Here is a 19942-nt window from a genome sequence, read left to right on the forward strand (position 1 = left end):
CTGCCCCTGAGTTTAGCCGACGAGAGGCGCGGACGGAACCTGGGCCGTCCGAAGTGACGACACCGGCGACGAGGCGGCCGTCAGTTCGCCGAAGACGGTCCCGGCGACCTCCTCCTCGAGCCTGACGTAGCTCGACGTCCCTGCGGCCGAGGCCGGAGCGTTGACCTTGACCGAAATCCAGTTGTCGGTGACGGCGTCGTAAAGCCCGTCGCGCCCTGGCCGGTTTTCGACGACGGCCCTCAACGTGCGTCCCAAGAACCTGCGCGAGTGTTCGCGACCCGTCCGCTCCCCGATCTCGGCGAGTGTTTTGGCCCGTTCCTGCTTGTCCTCGGGGGCCACGGGGTCGCCCCAGGCATCGGCCGGCGTTCCTGGCCGCGGGCTGAACCGGAAGACATGGGCTTTGAGAAAGCGCGACCGTTCCAGTACGTCGACGCTCGAAGCGAACCGCTCCGGGGTCTCCGTCGGGAAGCCCACCATGACGTCGGTGGTCACGGAAACGTCCGGCACGCGCCGATAGAGGTTTTCGACGAGGGTCAGGAACGTCGTCCGGTCGTACCTGCGGTTCATGTCCTTCAGGACGACGTCGTCGCCGCTTTGTAAGGGGACGTGGAAATGGGGCGCGACGAGACCGTCGGTGGCGAGTCCAATGATCCGGTCGGTGACCTGATGGACTTCGATGCTACTGATCCGAAGTCGGTCGAGTCCAGAGCGGAGGGCGAGCATTTCGACAAGCTCCTCGAAACCGGGGCCCCCGCTTCCGGACTCCGGACCGTAAGCACCGATCAGGACGCCCGTGAGGACCGCTTCCTGATACCCTTGGGCGGCCAAGTTCCGGGCCTCGTCCAAGACGTCGGTCCACGGCCGGCTCTTCATCCCGGGCCGGGTGAACGGGATCGAGCAATAGCTGCAGAGCACGTCGCAGCCGTCCTGGACCTTGAGCGTCGCCCGTGAGCGGGACCGGGGCCGCTCCCGCGCTGCAACCTGACCCGAGGGACGGATCTCTGGAAAAGCCGAAAGGAACGCGGCGAGGGTCTCCGCTTTGTCCGGGTTCGGAACCGTCAGGTCGGCGCCGTCCATACCCTGACCTGTCGTGTTCAACGCCATTTGCGCGGCACACCCGGTGACCACGACCTTCGCGTCCGGGTTCGAGCGGCGGGCTCTGCGCACCGCATAACGGCTCTTAGACTCGGCCTGCCCCGTGACGCTACAGGTGTTCAGGACGTAGACGTCGGCGACGGCGTCGAACGGAACGACGTCGAAACCCGCCTCCGCGAACGACTCGAGGATCTTCTGGGTCTCGTATTGGTTGACTTTGCATCCGAGCGTCGTGAAGGCGGCCCTGGGCACCGGACGATTGTACGTGACGGAACACCGGGCCAGGTTCCGTGGCGGGCCCCCAAGGACTGTCACAATGTGACCGTTTGAGCACCCGGTTCGAGTCGGTCTGGCAGGAAAAGGGGATGGAGGCGTGGCTTCTTTCCCCTCTGGCCGTCCTTTACGCGGTCGGTTGGACGGCTTACCGGTCGGTCTACGACTTGGGGCTGAAACACCCGTTCGAGCCTCAGATCCCGGTCGTCACTGTAGGGAACGTCATCTCGGGAGGAGCCGGAAAGACGCCGTTGACGCTCACCGTCGAAAGGATCCTGCGCGAGGCCGGACGGAGGGTCGTCGTCTCCGTCAGCGGCTACGGCTCCCCGAGGGCCGAATCGGCGACAGCCGCTCCTCCAGGAGAGCTGGACGCGGCCGAGTGGGGCGACGAGGCCGCCATGGTCCGGGCCATACGGCCGGAGGCGGACCTGATCGTCGGTCGCGACCGCGTCGAAGCCGCCAAGATCGCCGAGCGAGGAGGGCCCGACCGGATCCTGCTCATGGACGACGGCTTCCAGCACCTGCGACTCCGCCAGCGCACGACACTGGTCGTCGACCCCCGTCCGCAGAACGACTTTTGCCTCCCTGCGGGCCCCTATCGCGAACCGCGCGGTTCTGGGCTCGGACGTGCCACGATCGTCCTTCCGAACGAGCGGTTCCAGCTCTACCGCTCACCGACGTCGATGGACCTCGTCAACGGGGACGCCGCCGACCTCAAATCCGTCAAAGTCGGCGTCTTGTGCGCGCTCGCACGTCCTTACCGGTTCTCGTCCTCGCTCGAATCCGAGGGGTACGAGATCGCCGAGGCCCGGTTTCTGCCAGACCATGACCGCTTGAGACAGCCCGATCTGCTCAAACCGTTCGATCCGGGCCGGCCCCTGATCGTGACGGCCAAGGACTGGGTCAAACTGCGGTCTCGCGACGACTTGGGGACGCGCACGGTCTACGCGGCCGGGTATGAGATTTTCGTGCGTCCTGAAGAGTCGTTCCGTGACTGGCTCCTGGAGAGGATCGATGGCGGCGCTTAAGAAGCGGCTCCTCGATTCGGTGGGCGGTGCGGCCCTCGTCCGGCTTCAAACGTCGCTCGCCCGAAAGTCGCCGACGAAGATCGAATCGATCGGCATCCGGTTCGGAAGGCTGTTCTGGAGGTTCGGTAAACGCCGTCGCAGGACGGCCCTGTCGAACCTGAGACTAGCGTTTCCGCAATGGACGGACGACCGTATCGAGACGACCGCGAGGGCCGTCTTCGAACACTTCGGACTGACCGCGCTCGACTTCCTTGCCGGCCGGACGCGGAAACTGGCGGACCTCGAGGCCTCGATGGAGATCGTCGGACGGGAACGACTCGACGCCGCCATCGCGCAACGAAAGGGCACCTTGCTCGTCACCGGGCACTTCGGCAACTGGGAGCGGGCCGCGGCGTGGCTTTCGTACAGCGGCTACCCTCTGAACGTCATCATCCGCGACGCCAACCAGCAAGGTGTGAACCAAGTGGTGAATTCCCTTCGTACGATGGCGGGCACCAAAGTGATCCCGCGCGGCAATGCGGTCAGGCCGATGCTGGAGTGCCTCAAAGCCAACGAAATCCTCGGCATTCTTGCCGATCAGAACGCCGAGGACGCTTTTCTGCCCTTCTTCGGACGGCCGGCGGGGACGAACCTAGGGATCGGCGTCGTCCAAGGGCGCACGCAGTCGGTCGTGCAGACGTTTACCTGCGTCCGGACGGGGCCGAACCGTTATCGGTTGGAGTTCGGGGACTGGCTGGAACCGGAGCCGGGGTTCGAGGTCAAAGGCGAAGGGCTGCTGCGGGCCTACAACGCGTGGCTAGAAGGGGAGATCCGGAAGGTTCCGGAGCAGTGGCTGTGGTTCCACGACCGGTGGAGGGGGGCGCGTGAGGCCGGACTGCTATGAAGGTCTTGATCGTCCGGTTCGCGGCCATCGGCGATTGCGTCATGACGACGTGGCCCGTCACGGCCCTTCGTGAGCACTTGCCGGAAGCCCATATCGTCTGGGCCGTGCAAGACCGCTGTGCGCCGGTCGTCGATACAGACCGGTTGGTATCGTCCCTCCACGTGGTGCCGAGGGACGCTTGGAAGCGGAGACGGTGGAGTCCGGCCGTGTGGAGGGAGCAAGTCCTTTCTTATACGGCCCTCAGGCGGTCGGGGATCGATGTCGGATTCGACTTTCAAGGTCACTCGAAGACCGCACTCATGCTAAGGCTTTCCGGGGCCAAGGAGCGGTTCGCATCCCGGGCCACGGACGCACTCGCGGCCCGGTTGAACCCGCCGGTCCCGTGCGAAGGCGAGCACGAGGTCGAGAGGGGCCTGTCGCTCGTGCGCCACCGATTCGCCGTCATGGCACCGTTGCGGACCGTCATGCCAGAAGTCGCGACGTTGCTGAAGCGCGGTTACGTCAGCCTTCAGACCGGGACAGGCGAGCCGGACAAGTCCTATCCAGCGGAAAAGTGGCGCGACGTGGCCCACCGTTTGGTCAGTGCAGGACTGAGGGTCGTCACGACGGGCTCAGGATCCGACCCAAGGCTCGACGTCACCGGCGTCGAAGAGACGGTCGGGACGCTCGGCCTGCGCGAGACCCTGGCAGTCGTGGCCGGGTCTGACGTCCATCTCGCGGGCGATACCGGGACCGGCCATGCCGCAGCAGCCTATGGCGTACCTGTCGTCAGCCTCTTCGGCCGGACGGATCCGGCCAGGTTCCGACCATGGACGCCGAAGGGCGACGTGCTCCGGCCGTCCCGGTCCGTGACCGATATCGCCCCGGACGACGTCGTCGAAGCTTGTCTCAGACTCCGCAAGGAAGGCGGTGCCGTTGCGCGTCCTTGTTAGCCGATTGTCCGCGATGGGAGACGTGGTGTGCTCGTTGCCCGTGGCGTCGGCCGTACGCGCGGCGATCCCGGACGCCGAGGTCGTCTGGATCGTCGACAAGCGGTTCAAAGGCATCGTCGAGTGCTGTACGGCGGTGTCGTCCGTCGTTGAACGTCCCAGCGATCCCAGGGCCGTCCGGAACATGGGGAGGTTCGACGTCGCCTTCGACCTGCAAGGGCTCCTGAAATCGGCCCTTCTGACCGGATTGGCCGATGCCTCTCGAAAGCTCGGCTATCACTGGCAGAGGGAAGGCGCGCAACTGTTCTCAAGCGCCGTCCTCCCCGATCCCTCGTCCCACCATGTGGTCGATCAGTACGTCGACGTGGCGCGCGCTGCGGGATTCGATGCCGACCGAGCGGTGTTCTCGCTGGAGCCGAAAGAGGAAGACGTCACGACCGTCAAAGGTCGATTGGAGGAGCGGGGGATGGACGGACGGGCATTCGTCCTGGTCAACGCCGGAGCGGCTTGGGCGACCAAAAGGTGGGATCCCGAAAAATTCGCGGCCCTGTCCGACGGACTCGCTTCGACAGGCGTGGCCGTCGTCTTCTGTGGGGCGAAGGCGGACGCCTCCACCGTCGCCGAAGTCAGGCGGTTCGGGGCGGCCGGCTCGTTGGACATGACCGGCGCGACCAACGTCCGTGAACTGGTCGCACTGGTCTCCCTCGCGGCCGTCCACGTCGGCGGGGACACGGGTACGACCCACATCGCTGCTGCTTTGGGACGCCCGGCCGTCGGACTGTATACTCTGACCCGTCCCGAGCGCTCTTGTCCATATGGTCAGATCGACGGGTGCTACGGCCCGGACGCGACCGTCAAGCAAGTCCTCGCAGCCGTGACGTCCAGGTTGACGACATGAACACCGTCCTTCCCGAGTCCCTTCGCGCCGCCAGGCAAGGCAAAACGCTCGTCTTTACGAACGGGGTGTTCGACGTCCTGCACGCAGGGCACGTCGACTATCTCGAGAAGGCTCGGGCGCTCGGCGACTTGCTCGTCGTGGGGCTGAACACGGACGCCAGTGTCCGACGGCTCGGTAAGGGGCCAGGACGACCCGTCAACCCGTTGGAGGACCGGGCCCGGGTCGTGGGCGCCTTAAGATGCGTGGACGCGGTGCTGAGCTTCGACGAAGACGATCCTTGTGCCTTGATCGAGAAGCTTCGGCCGGACGTTCATGTCAAAGGAGGCGATTATCGGCCCGAAGACATGCCCGAGACGGCCGTTGTCGAAGGATACGGCGGACGTGTGGTGATCCTCGACCTCTTGCCAGGACGGTCGACGACCGCCCTGCTCACGAAGCTTTCGGACTCCCGCCGGTCTGAGGACTGAAGGCCGGGGACGAGAACAATCCGCCTTTCCCCAAGACTGTGGCTTGCTTGGCTTGAAAGTCGACAAGGTTCAAGGTCCGTTCTGTCGGTGAGACCTGGTCGGTAAAGGCGATGTAGCGTCCGTCCGGGCTCCATGCCAGATCTTCGACGTGACCTTCAGCGACCATTTGCGGACCTTCAAACGGCGTGCCTGCTTTGAGAGGCACCACCATGACGCCCTGGCCCTGGATCCCCCGCTCGCCGCTCGTGTCGCCGATGACGAACGCGACGACCGAACCGTCTGGTGAAAGCCGCGGCGATCCGATCGTCATCGATCCCTTCTTACTGGTGATGAGCGGCTTGTCCGGTTTGCCCAGGAAGAACTTGGGGCCTTGCGTCTGGCAGATGAGAACAGGCTGGCTGCCGTTCGCCGGAACCAGCATGAGCCCGCTGTCATAGGGAGGTACGGCCCGTCCGTCCTTGAGATATTCCTCTGGGACGTTTTCAGGATCGACGAACTGGAAGTGGCGGATCGCGATCAGGGCGTCCCCGGCCGCGTCGGTGTCGAACTCGATGCGCCGCGCCGCGACGAACGGGAGCGGGCGCCCCTTATTGATCTCTTGGGTCAGCGGGTTCTGGACGAAAACGTCGTCGCCTTCACGGTCCATGACCGTGTAGACCGAAAGCCGACCTGGGCCCCATCGCGCTGTCTTGAACCCCTTTCCGATCTTGTCGTACACGGCGTCGAGTTGGCCCGTGCTACCGCCCCCTTCGTCCGACTCGACAGCGGTCTTGCCCTTCGGTACAGGGAGCAGTTGCTCCGTCGCCCCTGTCTTCTGGTCGTACTTGAAGACGAAGCCGCCCGACGTGAACAGCCCGGAGTCCGCTTGTTTGGGATCGTCGGTGAGGCCGAACCAAAGATTCGACTTGGCACGTTTCAAGTTGGAGCGGGCCGCGACCTTCCCGCGGACCGGATCCCAACGATAGATGTTGAAGTTGCCGTCCCGGTTGCTCGTGAACAGGAGACGTGAGCCGTCAGGCCTCCAGGCCGGATCCCGGTCGGACGTCCCGCCCACATAACCTGGGACGTCGGTCTTCGTCCCGTCGAACTTAAAGACCACCAGTTTCGTGTTCTGCCCTACCGTCTCAAGCGCAGCGATCATTCCTGCGGTGTCGCTCGCATCTTTGCCATCGACGTCGACCGTGCTCTGCTGGAAGAACAGGAAAAGGGCGAAGATCGAGACTGCGCCGAGAGCTCCGACCAGGAAGCGCAATGTCTTCTTCCGGGTCGCCCCTTTCTCGTCAGGGGTTTCCGGCAACGCGGAAGCGATGGTCGGTGCGACGCTCTTGGCCTCTTCGAGACAGACGGCGAACGCTTGCTCCAAGCGCTCCTTCTTGGCCGGATATCCGGGATCGCTCTGACCCTTGTCTTCCAGCTCGAACAGAAGGCCCCGGTAGGCCCGGCGCACCGTGCGTTCGTCCGATCCGGGTGCGACGCCGAGCGTCTCGAAGGCGGTCTGCTTCTCCATGGTTTTCTTTATGGCCTCAAACAACTTCCGGTCACAAGCCGTGCCCCGTTCGCGAACTCTGCGCCTGAAACCCGCTTCTTCCCTTGCGGCTGGACTTCCAAGAGCTCGAGAGAGCCCCCTTGGAACCCGACCGACAAGCTACCCCGTTCCACCGTCGCGAGGCCTGGGCCAGGATTCAAGTTCGGCCGCAACCGCGCTTGAGATATCCGAAGGTGTCCGGATCCAAGGATCAAAAAGGCACCGGGGAACGGAGTAAAGGCCCTGTACCGGGAGTGTTCATGGCGGACGTCGCCTTCGAAACGCAGTTCGGCTTCCTCCTTGGTCACCTTGGGCGCATACGTGGCCCTCGTGTCGTCCTGCGGCGTCCGGGGATAGTCCCCTGAAACGATGCGGGGCATCCATGTTGCGGCCATCCGCCCGGCCAAGCCGGCGAGCACCTCGAAAAGATGACCAGCGGTGTCTTCAGGCCCGATCGGTACGGTTTCGACCGCGATCGTGTCGCCCGTGTCCATTCCCACGTCCATTTGCATCAAAGTCACGCCCGTCTCCGTCCGACCGTCCAAGATGCACCGCTGGATCGGGGCCGCCCCACGGTATTCGGGTAACACCGAACCGTGGAGGTTGACGGCGCCGTGCTTTGCCGCCTCGAGCAGCGCCCTTGGGAGGATCTGACCGTACGCCGCCACGAGCAGCGCGTCTGCGTCAAGAGCCGCGATCCGTTCGACGAACTCCGGCGCCCGGCACTTTAGCGGTGTTTCGACCGGTAGCCCAAGCTCAAGTGCGGCCCTCTTGACCGGTGAAGGCTTGAGCCCGAGGCCCCTTCCGCTCGGACGGTCGGGCTGAGAGACGACGAGCACGACCGACCCCGCGACGGCGCGCAGGGCAGGCACGGCGAAGTCTGCCGTGCCGAACGCGACGAGCCTCACTCCACCCTCTCGTCGTCCGCGTACGGGTGCATCCAATGAAGGGTCGTGGGGTCGACCTTGTCGATGAAGAGCACGCCGTCCAAGTGGTCGATTTCGTGCTGGACGATCCGCGCCGCCATGCCTTCCATTTCATACGTGGACTCGCGTCCCTTCCGGTCGAGGGCTTGGACGGTCACGCGTTCGGCCCGCACGACGTCACCGTAGAGTCCGGGGATGCTGAGACAGCCTTCTTCTCCGACGACCTCGCCCTCCCGCTCCAGGATGACCGGGTTGACGAGCGCCATCGGCCGGCCTCGAGGGGCGATGACCACGATGCGCTCGAGGATGCCGATCTGAGGCGCGGCGAGCCCGACCCCGTGGGCCTCCCGCATGATGCGCAGCATGTTGTCGATCAACTGCACGTGGCGCTTCGACAGCTTGTCGATGGTCTTGGCCGTCTGGCGCAACACATCGGCCGGGATTTTGATCACCGGGTGGTCCTCGTCGTGCACGAAGAGGTACTGGAACTCGTCTGGGACGACGATCTGCATGTTCTGCCGAAAATTATGGCGGCTCGGCCGAAGGCGGCGATGGTCAGACCGGTTCGGAAGGCAAGAACGTCGCCGCCCGCGGCATTCCGCCCAGATCGTTCCGGACTTCGCCGGTCCTCCATCCTTCGCTTTCGAACACGTCGGTCACGGAGGCGGACATGCCGTCTCCGAGCTCGACGATCAGACGTCCCCATGGCATCAATCGGCCCTTGGCTTCACGCGCGAGGCGACGATAGACGTCGAGGCCGTCCGGACCGGCAAAAAGGGCTCGCTCAGGTTCATGGACGCCGACTTCTGGCGGGAGGACGGCGTTCTCGGCGATGTACGGCGGGTTCGAGACGATCAGCCCGAAAACGACGCCTTCGAAGGCTTCGAACAGGTCCGACCGGGTGACATGGACGGTCGCCCCGAGCCGTTCTGCGTTCTTCCGGGCGAGCCGGACCGCGACGGGATCGATGTCGCAGGCCGCAACCATCCAATTCGGCCGTTCAAGCTTAATCGAGACGGCCAAGCAGCCGGTACCTGTGCCGACGTCGAGCACCTTGCCGCCCAGACCGTCGAGCGCCGCGTCGACGAGGGTCTCCGTCTCTTGCCGCGGGACTAAGACCCCCGGTTCGACCAGGAACGGCCGGCCATAAAACTCGCGCCGACCAAGGATCAACGCGAGAGGCTCGCGCCGGAGCCGTCTGTCGAGAAGTTCCGACGCTTCGTCAGGGACTTCGGCTTCAGGATGGGCGAGCATCCAGCTCCGCTCTTGCCCGCACGCACGGGCCGCAAGGAGCTGGGCGTCGAGGCGCGGTTCAAGGACTCCAGCCGCCCTTAGGCGGTCCGTCGCGACTGCGATCCAAGTGTCCGCCCTCACACGGGGATTGTGCCACGGCCGCCGGGTTCACCGTGAAGGCCCGACGGCCAGCGCCGGTCTGCAGTACGGGTTGACGGCCATCCTCAAGTTGCCTTTGAACGTTCCGAAAGCGTAGCGGTCGGACGAACCCGGCACGCACGCGAGCGAGAACACGTGGTCGAATCCGCTTGTCTCGTTCGAGTCGTACAGCTTAATCCGACGGGCCGTGTTCACGTCCCAGACCTCGATCTCCCGGTCGCCGCCCAGCCCGGCAAACAGCATCGTCCGACCGTCCTGAGCCGTGTCGGCCGCATAGCACTGGCTGATCTGGCTCGCTTTGTAGACCGTTTGCCCGGTGGTGCGGTCGATCCAGGGCATGACGGAAAACGCGATCGCGACGACGGTGCGCGATCCGCGTCCGAAGGCGAGGCAAGGGAAGCACGAATGCATGTCGGTGACGGTGGTGCGCTGGACCTCTAGGGTCTGGACGTCGTGCTCACGGACGTCGCCGGAAAAGTCGAGGCTGACGAAAGCGGTCCCGTCCGGCGAGGTCTTGAGGTCCATGACGGGCCACGTCGTGAGGAACTTCGAAGTCAGGACCGTCCAATCGTCCGTCTTCCATGACCGCAACCACCCGTCCCGGGTCGAGCAGGCCAAGACCGAACCGTCCTTCGACCATGCGACGGCCTGAACGTCTGCAAGAAGGGCAGGCAAGACGGCGACTTGAGACAGGGTCGTCGAGTCGAAGACGCGCACGGTATGGTCGTTCTGATCGAGGCCCTCATGGACGAAGCTGCACGTGGCGAGGAACCGCCCGTCCGGCGAATAACGCACCCCTCCGACCGCTTGCGGAAAGTCGGTCTTGCCCCTCACGAAGGCACCGTCGGAAGCTCTCCAAAGCTTTAAGGACTTGTCTTCTCCGACGGTGGCGAGCGTCCGGCCGTCCGGTGAAAAGTCCATTCCCTGGATCCGGCCGGAGTGGGCGCCCGACACGCTCCAGGCCAGCGGAGGCAACCCCTGTGCGATGGAGGCTGCGGCCATAGCCGCGGCGAGGATCGTCGACAAACTTCTCATGGACAAGTCCGAAACGGGCCGAGGGTCGGCCTTGGTTCCCGTTGCTGCCGTCTCTCTCTCATTGGGCTACAACGGACCCGAGCCAGGAGGCTTCGTCGCTGCCGGTCAGTCGACGGCGTACTGGGCCAGCTTTTTCCGGTATTCCGGCACCACGTCAGCCTCAATGAGCACGCCCCCCTCCTGGAACTCCTCGCTGATCAGTCGGCCGGTCTTCCGGCAGGACTCGACGAGGCTCGACTTGTCGTAGGGTACGAGGGCCTTGACGCGCGTCCAGCGATCGGCGAGTCGCTTGCGGACATGTTCGACCAGTTCCTGGATTCCTGTTCCTTTGAGGGCTGAGACGGCGACAGAATCAGGCCACTGTGCGACGAGCGCCCGAGCCAAAGCGGGGTCTTCCATAGCGTCGATCTTGTTGAAGACCGTCACCATCGGGACACCGTCGGCGCCGATGTCCTCCAAGGTCTCCAGGACGGCGTCGCGTTGAGCCTCCCACTCGTCATGGCTGACGTCGACGATATGGAGCAACAGGTCGGCGTGGCTGACCTCTTCGAGCGTGGCGCGGAACGCGGCGACGAGAGTGGTCGGCAGGTTGCGGATGAACCCGACCGTGTCGGTCAGGAAGAACGATGTCCCGTCGGACGCGTCGACGCGCCGGGTGGTGGGATCGAGCGTGGCGAAGGGCATCGCGTCGGCGAGCAGGTCGGTCCCGCACAGCCGGTTCATGAGAGTGCTCTTCCCTGCGCTGGTGTAGCCGACCAGCGAAACGGTCGGAACGGGGTGGGTCGAGCGGGACTTGCGCTGGAGCGCACGGTGACGCCGGACGTCGTCGATCTCCTCTTTCAGCTTCGCGATCCGGGTGTTGATCATCCGGCGGTCGCTTTCGAGCTGGGTTTCGCCCGGGCCCCGCATGCCGATGCCGCCTCGTTGACGCTCGAACTTCGTGTAGACGCTCATCAGGCGGGGGAGCCTGTACGAGAGTTGTGCGAGTTCGACCTGGAGCTGGCCCTCCCGGGTGCGCGCCCTTCGGGCAAAGATGTCAAGGATCAGCGTCGGCCGGTCGATGACGCGCTTTCCGGTCTTCTCTTCCAGGTTCCGGATCTGGATACCGGACAGTTCCGTGTCGACGACGATGGTGTCCGAGCCCGTCTCGACCGCGGCCGCTTCGACTTCTCCGACCTTGCCCGAGCCGATGTACGTGCCTTTGAACGGGCGGTCCAGACGCTGTCGGATCTCGCCAGCGACCTCGGCCCCGGCCGCCTCGGTGAGCCCACGCAGTTCGCCTTCGACCAGGTCGTCCTCGGAATCGTCAGGATTGACGTAGACGAGGAACAGCTTTTCGGTGGGTTCTTGTGTCTCGTGCGGCCGGGGCATGGACCTCCAGGTCTAGAAGCGGGCGAGGCCCCACTTCAACGAGAGGCTCAGGCCGCTGAAGCCGAGACCTTCGTAGTCGGGGAACAAGTCGTATCGGACGCTGACGTTGAGCCTCTCACCCACGTTGACGCCGAGTTCCGCGTTGCCGTTGAAGCCGATGCGTTTTCCGGACACGCGGTTGTTGACCGCCTTGTTGACCGCATAGTCGATGTACGAAAGGCCGCCACGGACTGCGAGGTAGGGGCGCATCTGCTGGCCCGGCTTAGCGAAGGGGACCGTGTAGCCCATCGTGCCCGCGATCATGAAGACCTTGCTGCCGCTGCGCTCTTTGCTGAAGGCGTTCCAGTCGAATCCAAGGTTCTGCTTCGAGTACGGATCGATGCGCACGCGGCTGACGCCGAAGCTGATCCAAGCGTCGCCCAGGGCGTCCCGAAGGGTGTTGTCGCTCGGATAGAACACGCCGATCGAAGGGCCAAGGAAGGGATCGGCCTGAGCGTCGGCCATCATGGGCGCTCCTGCCGCGAGGAGGACGGCGAGGGTCGAGAGGTATCGTCCGTGACGCATAGGCGCGATAGTACCCGCGCCCCGTCAGCCCTTCGAACCCGAAAGGTCGCGGTAGTACTCCAAGTACGCGTCGGCCATCACCTTCGGATCGAAGCGCTTGACGTTCCTCTCTCCGCGCTCGACTAGGCCCGGAAGGTTGTCCATGTGGGCCAGGATCTCCCCAGCGGCGAGGTCGGGCAAAGTCGGGTCGAAATAGATGACGGATTGGGCGCCGACTTCCGTCATCGGGGCCCGGTTCGAGGCGAACACCGGGCACCCGCAACACTGAGCCTCGATGATCGGCAGCCCGAAGCCTTCCGCCAACGACGGGAAGATCAGCGCGGTCGCGAGGGAATAGAAGGCTTCGACTTCCTTGTCCCCGATGTTCGGCGCCCAATCGACCCAAGCCCCGATCCCCAGACTTTCCTCGAGACGGGCCAACGCCTCCTCGCGGTCGCCGCCCGCCATCACGAGCCGCTGCGGCATGTCGGGCGATAAGCGTCGCATGGCCGCGTAGATCTTCAGCGCGCCGGGCCGGTTCTTGTACGCCTTGTTGCCCCCGATGTGGAAGAAAAACGGGGCTCCGGTCAACTTGAACTTTCGGAGCGTCTCTCGCGCATGGTCGGAAGTCACGCGGTGATACGGCTTGTACGTGCTGTTCCGGATCAGTCTGACGATTCCGGGATAAGCGTGAAGGTGCCGGTCGACGCCCCGGAGCGTCGTCTCGGAGACGCAGGCAAGCGCGGTCGCTTGGCGTACCCCGTTCAGGATCATCTGCTGGTAGCGCTTGCCGGAGGCCCGGACTTCCCAACCCGGAAACTCGCCCATGGCGGCTTCTAAGGCGAGAAAATCGTGGACGGTCACGAGCGTCGGCGCGGCCGTGACGTGGGGCGCGTTCATGCCCATGCCGGACTCGCAAAAGTGGACCACGTCAGCGTGCTTCGATTCCCGCTTCAGCACCCGTGGGAAGAGGACGTACTTCTCGAAATAGCGGAACCACTTCGACTTCTGTCCCTGAGGGTTCTCGGGCCCAGGTCGGACGATTTTGAACTCGCAACGACCCTCGAGTTCGCGTGCCAACGCGCGCTCGAACCCCATGATCGAGAAGAGGATGTCCTCCTTATGGCCCCCGACGAACAGCACCCGCATGCTTAGTCCCTGAAACGCAGACGAAAAGAACCCGCACCCAGCCGGTGCAAGAGCCGAACCGTTGGAATCTTACCTGCGAAACCTAAACTTCAGGGTAGAGGTCGCGCATCAGGAGGCGGACGGAGGCGTTGAGCTCTTTGTCCCTGTTCATGAGGTCGCGGATCTTCCGGTAACCGTGCATCATGGAGGTGTGGTCGCGGTTGCCGAAGAGGGCGCCGATGTGCTTCCACGAGTCGCCTGTGATCTCTCGGGCGATGAAGACGGCGACGTGACGGGCGTGGGCGACCGGCGCTTTACGGGATACGCCTTTGATCTCGTCCACTTTGATCTGATAGTGCCTCGAGACCGAGTCGAGGATCTGTTCGAAACTGGGTTTGGCCGTGCCGACCGTCTGGTAGTACCGCTCGACGATGCTTTGTGCCAGGCCGAGACTGATCTCTTCCGAACTGAGGCTCGCTTCGGCCGCGACCTTGGTCAAGGCGCCTTCAAGGATACGGACGTTGCTCGGTATGGCTTCGGCCATGTACATCGCCACGTCGTGCGAGATTTCGAAGCCTTCTTGCTGAGCTTTGGCGAGAAGGATCGCGCAGCGGGTTTCGGTGTCCGGCATGAGGACGTCGGCGACGAGACCGCTTTCGAACCGCGACCGCAGCCGTTCGTCCATCAAGAGCAAGTCGCGCGGCGGCCTGTCCGAACACAGCACGATCTGCTTGCCGAGCGCATAGAGATAGTTGAACGTGTGGAAGAGCTCTTCCTGCGTCCGTTCCTTGCCTGCAATGAACTGGACGTCGTCAAGGAGCCAAACCTGGACGTTGCGCTGCGACTTGCGGAACTGGTCGATCCGGTTGTTCTGGAGCGCCTGGACGAACTCTTCGGCGAACTGCTGCGCCGTGACGTACATGACCACGCAACGGTTGTCCCGGCGGTGGATCTCATAAGCGATCGACCGCATCAGATGCGTCTTTCCGAGTCCGCTCGACCCGTAAATGAAAAGCGGGTTGTACTTGACTCCGGGTTGTGCGGCGACGGCCTTTGCTCCGGCGTAGGCAAGCCGGTTGCTCTGGCCGACGACGAAGTTCTCGAAGCGGTACCTCCCGTCGGGAAGGAAGTCGGAAACCGTGGGTTCGAAACTGAGGGCGTGACGGGCCGGATCAGAAGCGGGGTCGCTCCGTTCGCGCGGCTGGACCCGGAGCTCGAGGCGGACGGGCGAACCGACCGCGTCGGACAGAGCCGTCTGGACCGGCTCGCTGTACTTCTCGCGGACCCACTCCTGGACGAACTGTCCCGGAGCGTCGAAGACGGCCGTCCCGTTGTCGAGGCCGACAGGCGTCAACGGCCTGAGGAACTTCTTGATGGCGGTATCGGGAAGGACGCCTGCGAGCGATCTCAAAGCCGCCTCCCAGGCCGTCTTTAGCATCACTTGCTGCTCGTTGTCCTCAATCGTGTATTGGTCCGCCATGGCCGCAAGTGCCGGCCGTGTGGCCGGTCGGGGAAGGGCATTATACACACGGAGCCGGTCGAATTCCCGGTGCGCGGGCAGGCCCCTTCGACATTATTTTCCCACGGGTTCTCAACGGGCCTTCCCGCGCTCTGTCCGGGACCGGAGCCCGACTTTCGGCCAGACTGGACCATGTCCGAAAGGGTGCTCGCCGTCCTCGGCGGATCGGATTCCAGCGACACGCAGATCGAGGCCTGGGCGAAGAGCGCGGACGTCGTTTACGCGGCCGACCAAGCGGCGAACCGCCTCGTCCGGCTCGGCGTCCGGCCGATCGTCGTCGGAGACCTCGATTCGTTCGACAGGGCCTTGTCCGGCGGCGTCGCGCGCGTCCATGAAGATCCGGATCCGGACCGCACGGACGCTGACAAAGTGTTCGACCTCCTCCACGCCGAGGGCCGCCGATCGGCCACCGTGGCCGGGCTCGAAGGAGACCTCTTAGACCATGTCTTGGCAAGCCTGTCCACGCTGGCACGAAGCCCCCTCGACCTTCGCGTGGTCTTCCGGAGCGGGATCGGCCACATCGTCCGGGCGGGCGTTCCGGCGACCGAGCCCGCCGCCGCCGGACGGCGCGTCTCTTTGATCCCGTTGACCTCGTGCCGGGGCGTCCATTTGACCGGAACGAAGTGGGACGTGACCGATCGGGACATGGCTCCGGCGGGCTTTCTGAGCGTCTCGAACGAGGGCGCGGGACCGGTTTCGGCCCGGTTGGAGAGCGGTACCGCTTTGCTGTTCGTCGGTCGCGAGCCCGACTCGCCGCCCGAATGGTGAACCTTTTGAGCCCTGCAAGCCGACCATTATAGTGAGACGGGGGCGTCGTCGCCCCTGTAAACGACCATGGACCTTTCGCAGCACGAAACGGCGCCCGAAACGGCGACCGCCGAAGAAGCCGCCGTCGACCAGACCGTCGCCGCCGTCGAGCCCCAAGACGAGAGCGGGTCGGATCCGGAACCGGGGACGATCGAAGCTTCGCTCGTTCTGAAACGCGCCGGCCAGGAGACCGACGAGGTGTTCCCGTTCCAGGCTCCGGCCGTGATCGGTCGCTTCGACGCCAGTGTCGGGCCGGTGGACATCGACCTGGGCGACCTTCCAGAGGGCAGTTATGTCAGCCGTAAGCACGCCAAGATCACCTGCGACGACGGCGTCTACCGAATCATCGACCTTGGCTCCTCCAACGGGACTTACGTTCTGAGGGACGACTTCGAAAAAGTTACGGAATCGGAGATCTTCGACGGGACCGAGATCGCTTTGGGCAACGCAAGGTTCGTGGTCCGGCTAAAATAGGTGTCGAGCCCTAAAAAGGTTCGGAGGTCCTGAGTCGTCGGCATCGGCAGCCGTGCCGCTCCGTCAGATGTACTAGGCCCGCCAACCGACCACATGCCATTCCGCTTGCGACCTAAGTCCGCGTTCCGGTTTCTCTTCGACTTCGTCTCACAAGGTGCTTGCTTCCTAGACGGTCAAGGGACGATCGTCACGGCCAACCCGTTGTTGTGCCGATGGCTCGAGTTGCCAGACCCCGAAGGCACGGCCATGACCGATTGGATCGAAAAACCCTCGGTCTGGTGTCCGCCGGGAGAGTTCGAGGCAGAACTCAAGTCGTCCTCAGGCATTGTCCGTCACGTGACCGTACGGACCGAGAAGATCTTCGACGAGCAAGGGGACTTTGCCGGTTACGGATGCCTCTTTTCAGACCAGTCCATGGTCAAAGCCCTTGAAGGACGCCTCGTGGCCGAGTTACAGCGGATGGCCAAGCTCGCTGGCGAAGACCCGCTGACGGGAGTCGCGAACCGTAGGGCGTTCGACGAGACCCTGGCCCATCTGACCCAGGCCGACGAACGGAAGTTCGGCGTGGTGCTGGCCGACCTCGACGACTTCAAGCAGGTCAACGACTCCTTCGGGCACACGGTCGGCGACCAGGTCCTCGTCGAGTTCGCAAAGAGGCTCCAGCACCTGGTCCGGGAGGGCGACCTCGTCGCACGGATCGGCGGCGACGAATTCGCCGTCCTGATGCCGAACGTCACCATCGTCGGTCTCACTGAAGCCGCGAACCGATTGCGCGAATCGCTGTGCGCCGAAATGGACGTGCGGGGACGCAAAATGACCGTGTTCGCTTCGATCGGCTACGCCCATAGCGGTCCCGACCCCAAGACCGTCGTCCAACGGGCCGACCATTGGATGTACACGCACAAGAACGTGCGGGACGCGGCCGGGATTTCGGGGATGGCCGGGCAGGACGACGACGTCAACCGTCGCGTCGTCTAGGAGCTCCGAACGCCCCGACATGGTGACGGATGCCTTCGGGCGTGACCGCGACGATGTCGAATCGGGTCGGAGCCGCATGGGTCCCGGTCTTGGTCAGGTACGCGTCCACCGCGTCGGACAGCCGGCTGGCTTTCGTATGGCCGACGGCTGCTTCCGGTGCGCCCCTGGCGCGGAACTTGACTTCGACGAAGACGAGCGTGTCGCCGTCCATGGCGACGATGTCGATCTCACCGCCGGCAGCCTTGAAGCGGCGGGTCACTAAGGTGTAACCTAATCCAAGAAGGTACTCGGCCGCACGGTCTTCGTGCCGGTTGCCTTCAGCCCGTCGGTTGGCCACGGGGCCAGTATCCCTGACCCGCAGGATCGTACGGGAAGGCCCACGACGGTCATCGGATCGACGCGGCACGCTCGGTACCATTCCCGCCTGGCCGCTCATTCCTCCCTTACCGCGCCGGCCTTGGGCGACGTCGTCCGGAGCTACGTGCCGCTCGCCGTGTCGTGGATCATGATGGCGGCCGAGGCACCGGTCTGCACAGGCACGGTGAACTCGTTGCCCGACCACCGTGTCCAGCTCGCCGCGCTACAGGTCGTGTTCGCGATGGCCTTGTTCATCGAAAGCCCGGTCATCGACCTTTTGGCGACGTCGACGACACTGGCCGGGTCGCGTTCCGACTATCAGGCGATCCGAAAGTTCACGGGCTGGCTGATGGCCTGGACGTTCGTGTTCCACTTCGTCTTGTCCGCGACGCCCGTGTTCACGTTCGTGTTCGAGACGGTCTTGCGGCAGACGACAGAGGTGGCGGAGGCGGCGCGCATCCCGATGCTGATCCTTCTTCCTTGGAGTCCGGCGATCGGTTGGCGTCGGCACGTCCAAGGACTGTTGATCCGCAACGGGACGACCCGGCCGATCGGCTTCGGCACGTTGGTCCGCATCTCGACGATCACCCTGGTCTCGGTCGTCGGGTTCGCCTCGAAGGGATTGAAAGGCGCCGAAGTGGCCGCCGTCGCGCTCAGTTGTTCGGTCGTGGCCGAAGCCGTCTATATTCATTTCGCGGGCCGGCGGGCGTTGGCGACCGTGCTCTGGCGCGAATCCGGGGGCGGGCCGCTCGATGCGAAGGCCCTGCTCCGGTTCCACCTTCCGTTGTCGCTGTCGACGATGGCGATGCTGACGACGCTTCCGATGGTCAGTTGGGCTCTGAACAAGTCGCCGGAAGGCATCCTTGCCATGAATTCGTGGCAAGTCGCATTGGGCTTGGCGTTCTTGTTCCGGACGATGACGTTCGCCCTTCCTGAGATCGTGATCTCGAATTGGCACGAGGGTTCGGGCGCAAAGCTCTTGTCACGGTTTTGCCTCGGCATCGGTGCGGGACTGTCCGCTTTGATGCTCCTCATGTCCGCGACCGGGCTCGACCGATCGTTTTTCAGTGCCGTGATCCGGGCCGACGCCGACGTGGCTTCAGGCGCCCACCAGGCGTTCTTGTGGTCGTCGGCGTTGCCTCTGCTCTCGGCGGCGACAAGCTACACGAAGGGTGTCCTCACGGCGGAGAAGGTCACCGTCACCCGCGCCGCAGCGACGGTCGCGTCCGTCGGTGTCTTGATCTCGGTGCTCCAATACGGCGTGACGGCCCGGTGGCCGGGGGTCGTCACGGCGTCGGCGGCAGTGACCGCGTCGCAGGCGGCCGAGTTCGCCGTCCTGGCCGGATTCATGGCCCTCAGGGCGCGAAAGCCGACGGCCATCGGTGGAGCACGACGCTAGGTTCCTCCAGGCCGCGCTTCAAAAAAGTCGAGAAAAATGCAACCTTCGAGGCTGTTCATGGATTACCATGTTCACTCAGAGGTCTAGCCTATGGCCCGACATTCCCTTATCCGTGCATTCACCCTCATCGAGCTGCTGGTCGTCATCGCGATCATCGCGATCTTGGCCGCCATCCTCTTCCCGGTCTTCGCCCAGGCCAAAGACGCCGCAAAGCAGACCCAGTGCCTCATGCAGATGAGGCAGATCGGCTACGCCCACATCATGTACAAGGGCGACCACGACGATTGCTGGGCTCCTGCGATCAACTTCAGCGGAGGACAGCCTGGCTATCCGCCGACCATGATCTGGATCGGTTACGACACGCGGAACACCGGTATGTTCCAGAACTTCTACGGAAGGATGGACATGCCCGCGACGCGCCCCTCGGCGCCTGCGATGTTGGACCCTTACATCAAGAACGACGACATCCGGAAGTGCCCGAAGACGCCGAACAACTACCAGATGGTCATCGCCTACAGCTGGTTCAATAAGCAGTACTACTCGGCCTACTACAGCCGTAACCCGAAGGCGCAAGGCAATGAATGGGGCCCCGGTGCCAAGGATTGCGAGTTCAAGCTGGGGACGTTCGAGTGTAAAGGGGCGAACGACTCTGAGATGGAAGACCCTGCGGGCACGATCGTCGCATGGGAACACGGGGCCCGGGTCCCGATGTGCAACTTCCTGCAGACCGACGACTGGTTCGACTCTCCCCCGAACAATCCGGCCTTGAAGGACCACTTCCAATGGCTGCACCATGACGGCGCCGTGATCATTTGGGGCGACGGACGGGCCAAGCGCATCGTCTACTCAGCCCTCAAACGGCCCTACTTCTCTGTCCGAAAAGACATCTATCAGTGAGCCCCCGGCGACCTGACG

General features: G+C 64.1%; 21 protein-coding genes. 10 read left to right on the top strand and 11 right to left on the bottom strand.

The features are described from left to right. Positions 1 to 12: 12 nt before the first annotated feature. A complete protein-coding gene (mtaB, locus tag JST30_05685) occupies positions 13 to 1347 on the bottom strand; it encodes a tRNA (N(6)-L-threonylcarbamoyladenosine(37)-C(2))-methylthiotransferase MtaB (protein ID MBS1713811.1) in 1335 nt (444 codons plus the stop codon). A gap of 74 nt (positions 1348 to 1421) precedes the next feature. On the opposite strand from mtaB, the gene lpxK reads away from it, so the two are divergent. From lpxK to rfaE2, 5 genes are read left to right on the top strand one after another with little or no spacing between them, the layout of a single operon-like run. Then, positions 1422 to 2396, top strand: coding sequence for a tetraacyldisaccharide 4'-kinase (lpxK, locus tag JST30_05690; GenBank protein MBS1713812.1), 975 nt, complete (start codon positions 1422 to 1424; stop codon positions 2394 to 2396). Next, positions 2383 to 3279: a lysophospholipid acyltransferase family protein gene (locus tag JST30_05695; GenBank protein ID MBS1713813.1), complete on the top strand. Its 897-nt coding sequence runs from the start codon at positions 2383 to 2385 to the stop codon at positions 3277 to 3279. The genes lpxK and JST30_05695 overlap by 14 nt, the downstream gene beginning before the upstream one ends. Further along, complete coding sequence (locus JST30_05700) at positions 3276 to 4211, top strand: glycosyltransferase family 9 protein (GenBank protein MBS1713814.1); 936 nt, start codon at positions 3276 to 3278, stop codon at positions 4209 to 4211. The genes JST30_05695 and JST30_05700 overlap by 4 nt, the downstream gene beginning before the upstream one ends. After that, on the top strand, positions 4189 to 5106 hold the full coding sequence (locus JST30_05705) for a glycosyltransferase family 9 protein (GenBank protein ID MBS1713815.1): 918 nt from the start codon (positions 4189 to 4191) through the stop codon (positions 5104 to 5106). Before JST30_05700 ends, JST30_05705 begins: the two co-directional genes overlap by 23 nt. After that, entirely contained in the window at positions 5103 to 5573 is a 471-nt protein-coding gene (gene rfaE2, locus JST30_05710; GenBank protein ID MBS1713816.1) for a D-glycero-beta-D-manno-heptose 1-phosphate adenylyltransferase, read from the top strand. Before JST30_05705 ends, rfaE2 begins: the two co-directional genes overlap by 4 nt. Here rfaE2 and JST30_05715 read toward each other — a convergent pair. The 9 genes from JST30_05715 to dnaA form a co-directional block, all read right to left on the bottom strand. Beyond that, on the bottom strand, positions 5536 to 7080 hold the full coding sequence (locus JST30_05715; protein ID MBS1713817.1) for a PD40 domain-containing protein: 1545 nt from the start codon (positions 7078 to 7080) through the stop codon (positions 5536 to 5538). The genes rfaE2 and JST30_05715 overlap by 38 nt on opposite strands. An 8-nt stretch (positions 7081 to 7088) precedes the next feature. Next, positions 7089 to 8006 (bottom strand): methionyl-tRNA formyltransferase, encoded by a 918-nt coding sequence (locus JST30_05720; GenBank protein ID MBS1713818.1) that lies wholly within the window; start codon positions 8004 to 8006, stop codon positions 7089 to 7091. Beyond that, positions 8003 to 8536 (bottom strand): peptide deformylase, encoded by a 534-nt coding sequence (def, locus tag JST30_05725; protein MBS1713819.1) that lies wholly within the window; start codon positions 8534 to 8536, stop codon positions 8003 to 8005. The genes JST30_05720 and def overlap by 4 nt, the downstream gene beginning before the upstream one ends. A 43-nt stretch (positions 8537 to 8579) precedes the next feature. After that, positions 8580 to 9398, bottom strand: coding sequence for a peptide chain release factor N(5)-glutamine methyltransferase (prmC, locus tag JST30_05730; protein ID MBS1713820.1), 819 nt, complete (start codon positions 9396 to 9398; stop codon positions 8580 to 8582). Between the two features lie 27 nt (positions 9399 to 9425). After that, positions 9426 to 10451 (bottom strand): hypothetical protein, encoded by a 1026-nt coding sequence (locus tag JST30_05735; GenBank protein ID MBS1713821.1) that lies wholly within the window; start codon positions 10449 to 10451, stop codon positions 9426 to 9428. 105 nt (positions 10452 to 10556) lie between these two features. Further along, complete coding sequence (gene hflX, locus JST30_05740) at positions 10557 to 11822, bottom strand: GTPase HflX (GenBank protein MBS1713822.1); 1266 nt, start codon at positions 11820 to 11822, stop codon at positions 10557 to 10559. A gap of 12 nt (positions 11823 to 11834) precedes the next feature. Further along, complete coding sequence (locus JST30_05745) at positions 11835 to 12386, bottom strand: outer membrane beta-barrel protein (protein MBS1713823.1); 552 nt, start codon at positions 12384 to 12386, stop codon at positions 11835 to 11837. A 24-nt stretch (positions 12387 to 12410) separates the two neighbouring features. Beyond that, positions 12411 to 13514, bottom strand: a complete 1104-nt coding sequence (locus JST30_05750) for a glycosyltransferase family 4 protein (GenBank protein ID MBS1713824.1) — start codon at positions 13512 to 13514, stop codon at positions 12411 to 12413. An 82-nt stretch (positions 13515 to 13596) separates the two neighbouring features. Further along, positions 13597 to 14973: a chromosomal replication initiator protein DnaA gene (gene dnaA, locus JST30_05755; GenBank protein ID MBS1713825.1), complete on the bottom strand. Its 1377-nt coding sequence runs from the start codon at positions 14971 to 14973 to the stop codon at positions 13597 to 13599. Positions 14974 to 15144: 171 nt separating this feature from the next. On the opposite strand from dnaA, the gene JST30_05760 reads away from it, so the two are divergent. The 3 genes from JST30_05760 to JST30_05770 all read left to right on the top strand — a co-directional run bounded on the left by JST30_05760 (position 15145) and on the right by JST30_05770 (position 17271). Further along, a complete protein-coding gene (locus JST30_05760) occupies positions 15145 to 15780 on the top strand; it encodes a thiamine diphosphokinase (GenBank protein MBS1713826.1) in 636 nt (211 codons plus the stop codon). A gap of 66 nt (positions 15781 to 15846) precedes the next feature. Beyond that, positions 15847 to 16293, top strand: coding sequence for an FHA domain-containing protein (locus JST30_05765; GenBank protein MBS1713827.1), 447 nt, complete (start codon positions 15847 to 15849; stop codon positions 16291 to 16293). 105 nt (positions 16294 to 16398) lie between these two features. Then, a complete protein-coding gene (locus JST30_05770) occupies positions 16399 to 17271 on the top strand; it encodes a GGDEF domain-containing protein (protein MBS1713828.1) in 873 nt (290 codons plus the stop codon). Here the strand turns inward: JST30_05770 and JST30_05775 are convergent. Beyond that, positions 17252 to 17689, bottom strand: coding sequence for a YraN family protein (locus tag JST30_05775; GenBank protein MBS1713829.1), 438 nt, complete (start codon positions 17687 to 17689; stop codon positions 17252 to 17254). The two genes, JST30_05770 and JST30_05775, sit on opposite strands and share 20 nt — an antisense overlap. Before the next feature lie 39 nt (positions 17690 to 17728). Here JST30_05775 and JST30_05780 point away from each other — a divergent pair, with 39 nt between their 5' ends. Continuing rightward, entirely contained in the window at positions 17729 to 19027 is a 1299-nt protein-coding gene (locus JST30_05780) for a hypothetical protein (protein MBS1713830.1), read from the top strand. A 90-nt stretch (positions 19028 to 19117) separates the two neighbouring features. Further along, complete coding sequence (locus tag JST30_05785) at positions 19118 to 19924, top strand: prepilin-type N-terminal cleavage/methylation domain-containing protein (protein ID MBS1713831.1); 807 nt, start codon at positions 19118 to 19120, stop codon at positions 19922 to 19924. Positions 19925 to 19942 lie beyond the last annotated feature (18 nt).

It is taken from the genome of Armatimonadota bacterium (assembly GCA_018268395.1).
Taxonomy (GTDB): Bacteria; Armatimonadota; Fimbriimonadia; order Fimbriimonadales; family Fimbriimonadaceae; genus JAEURO01.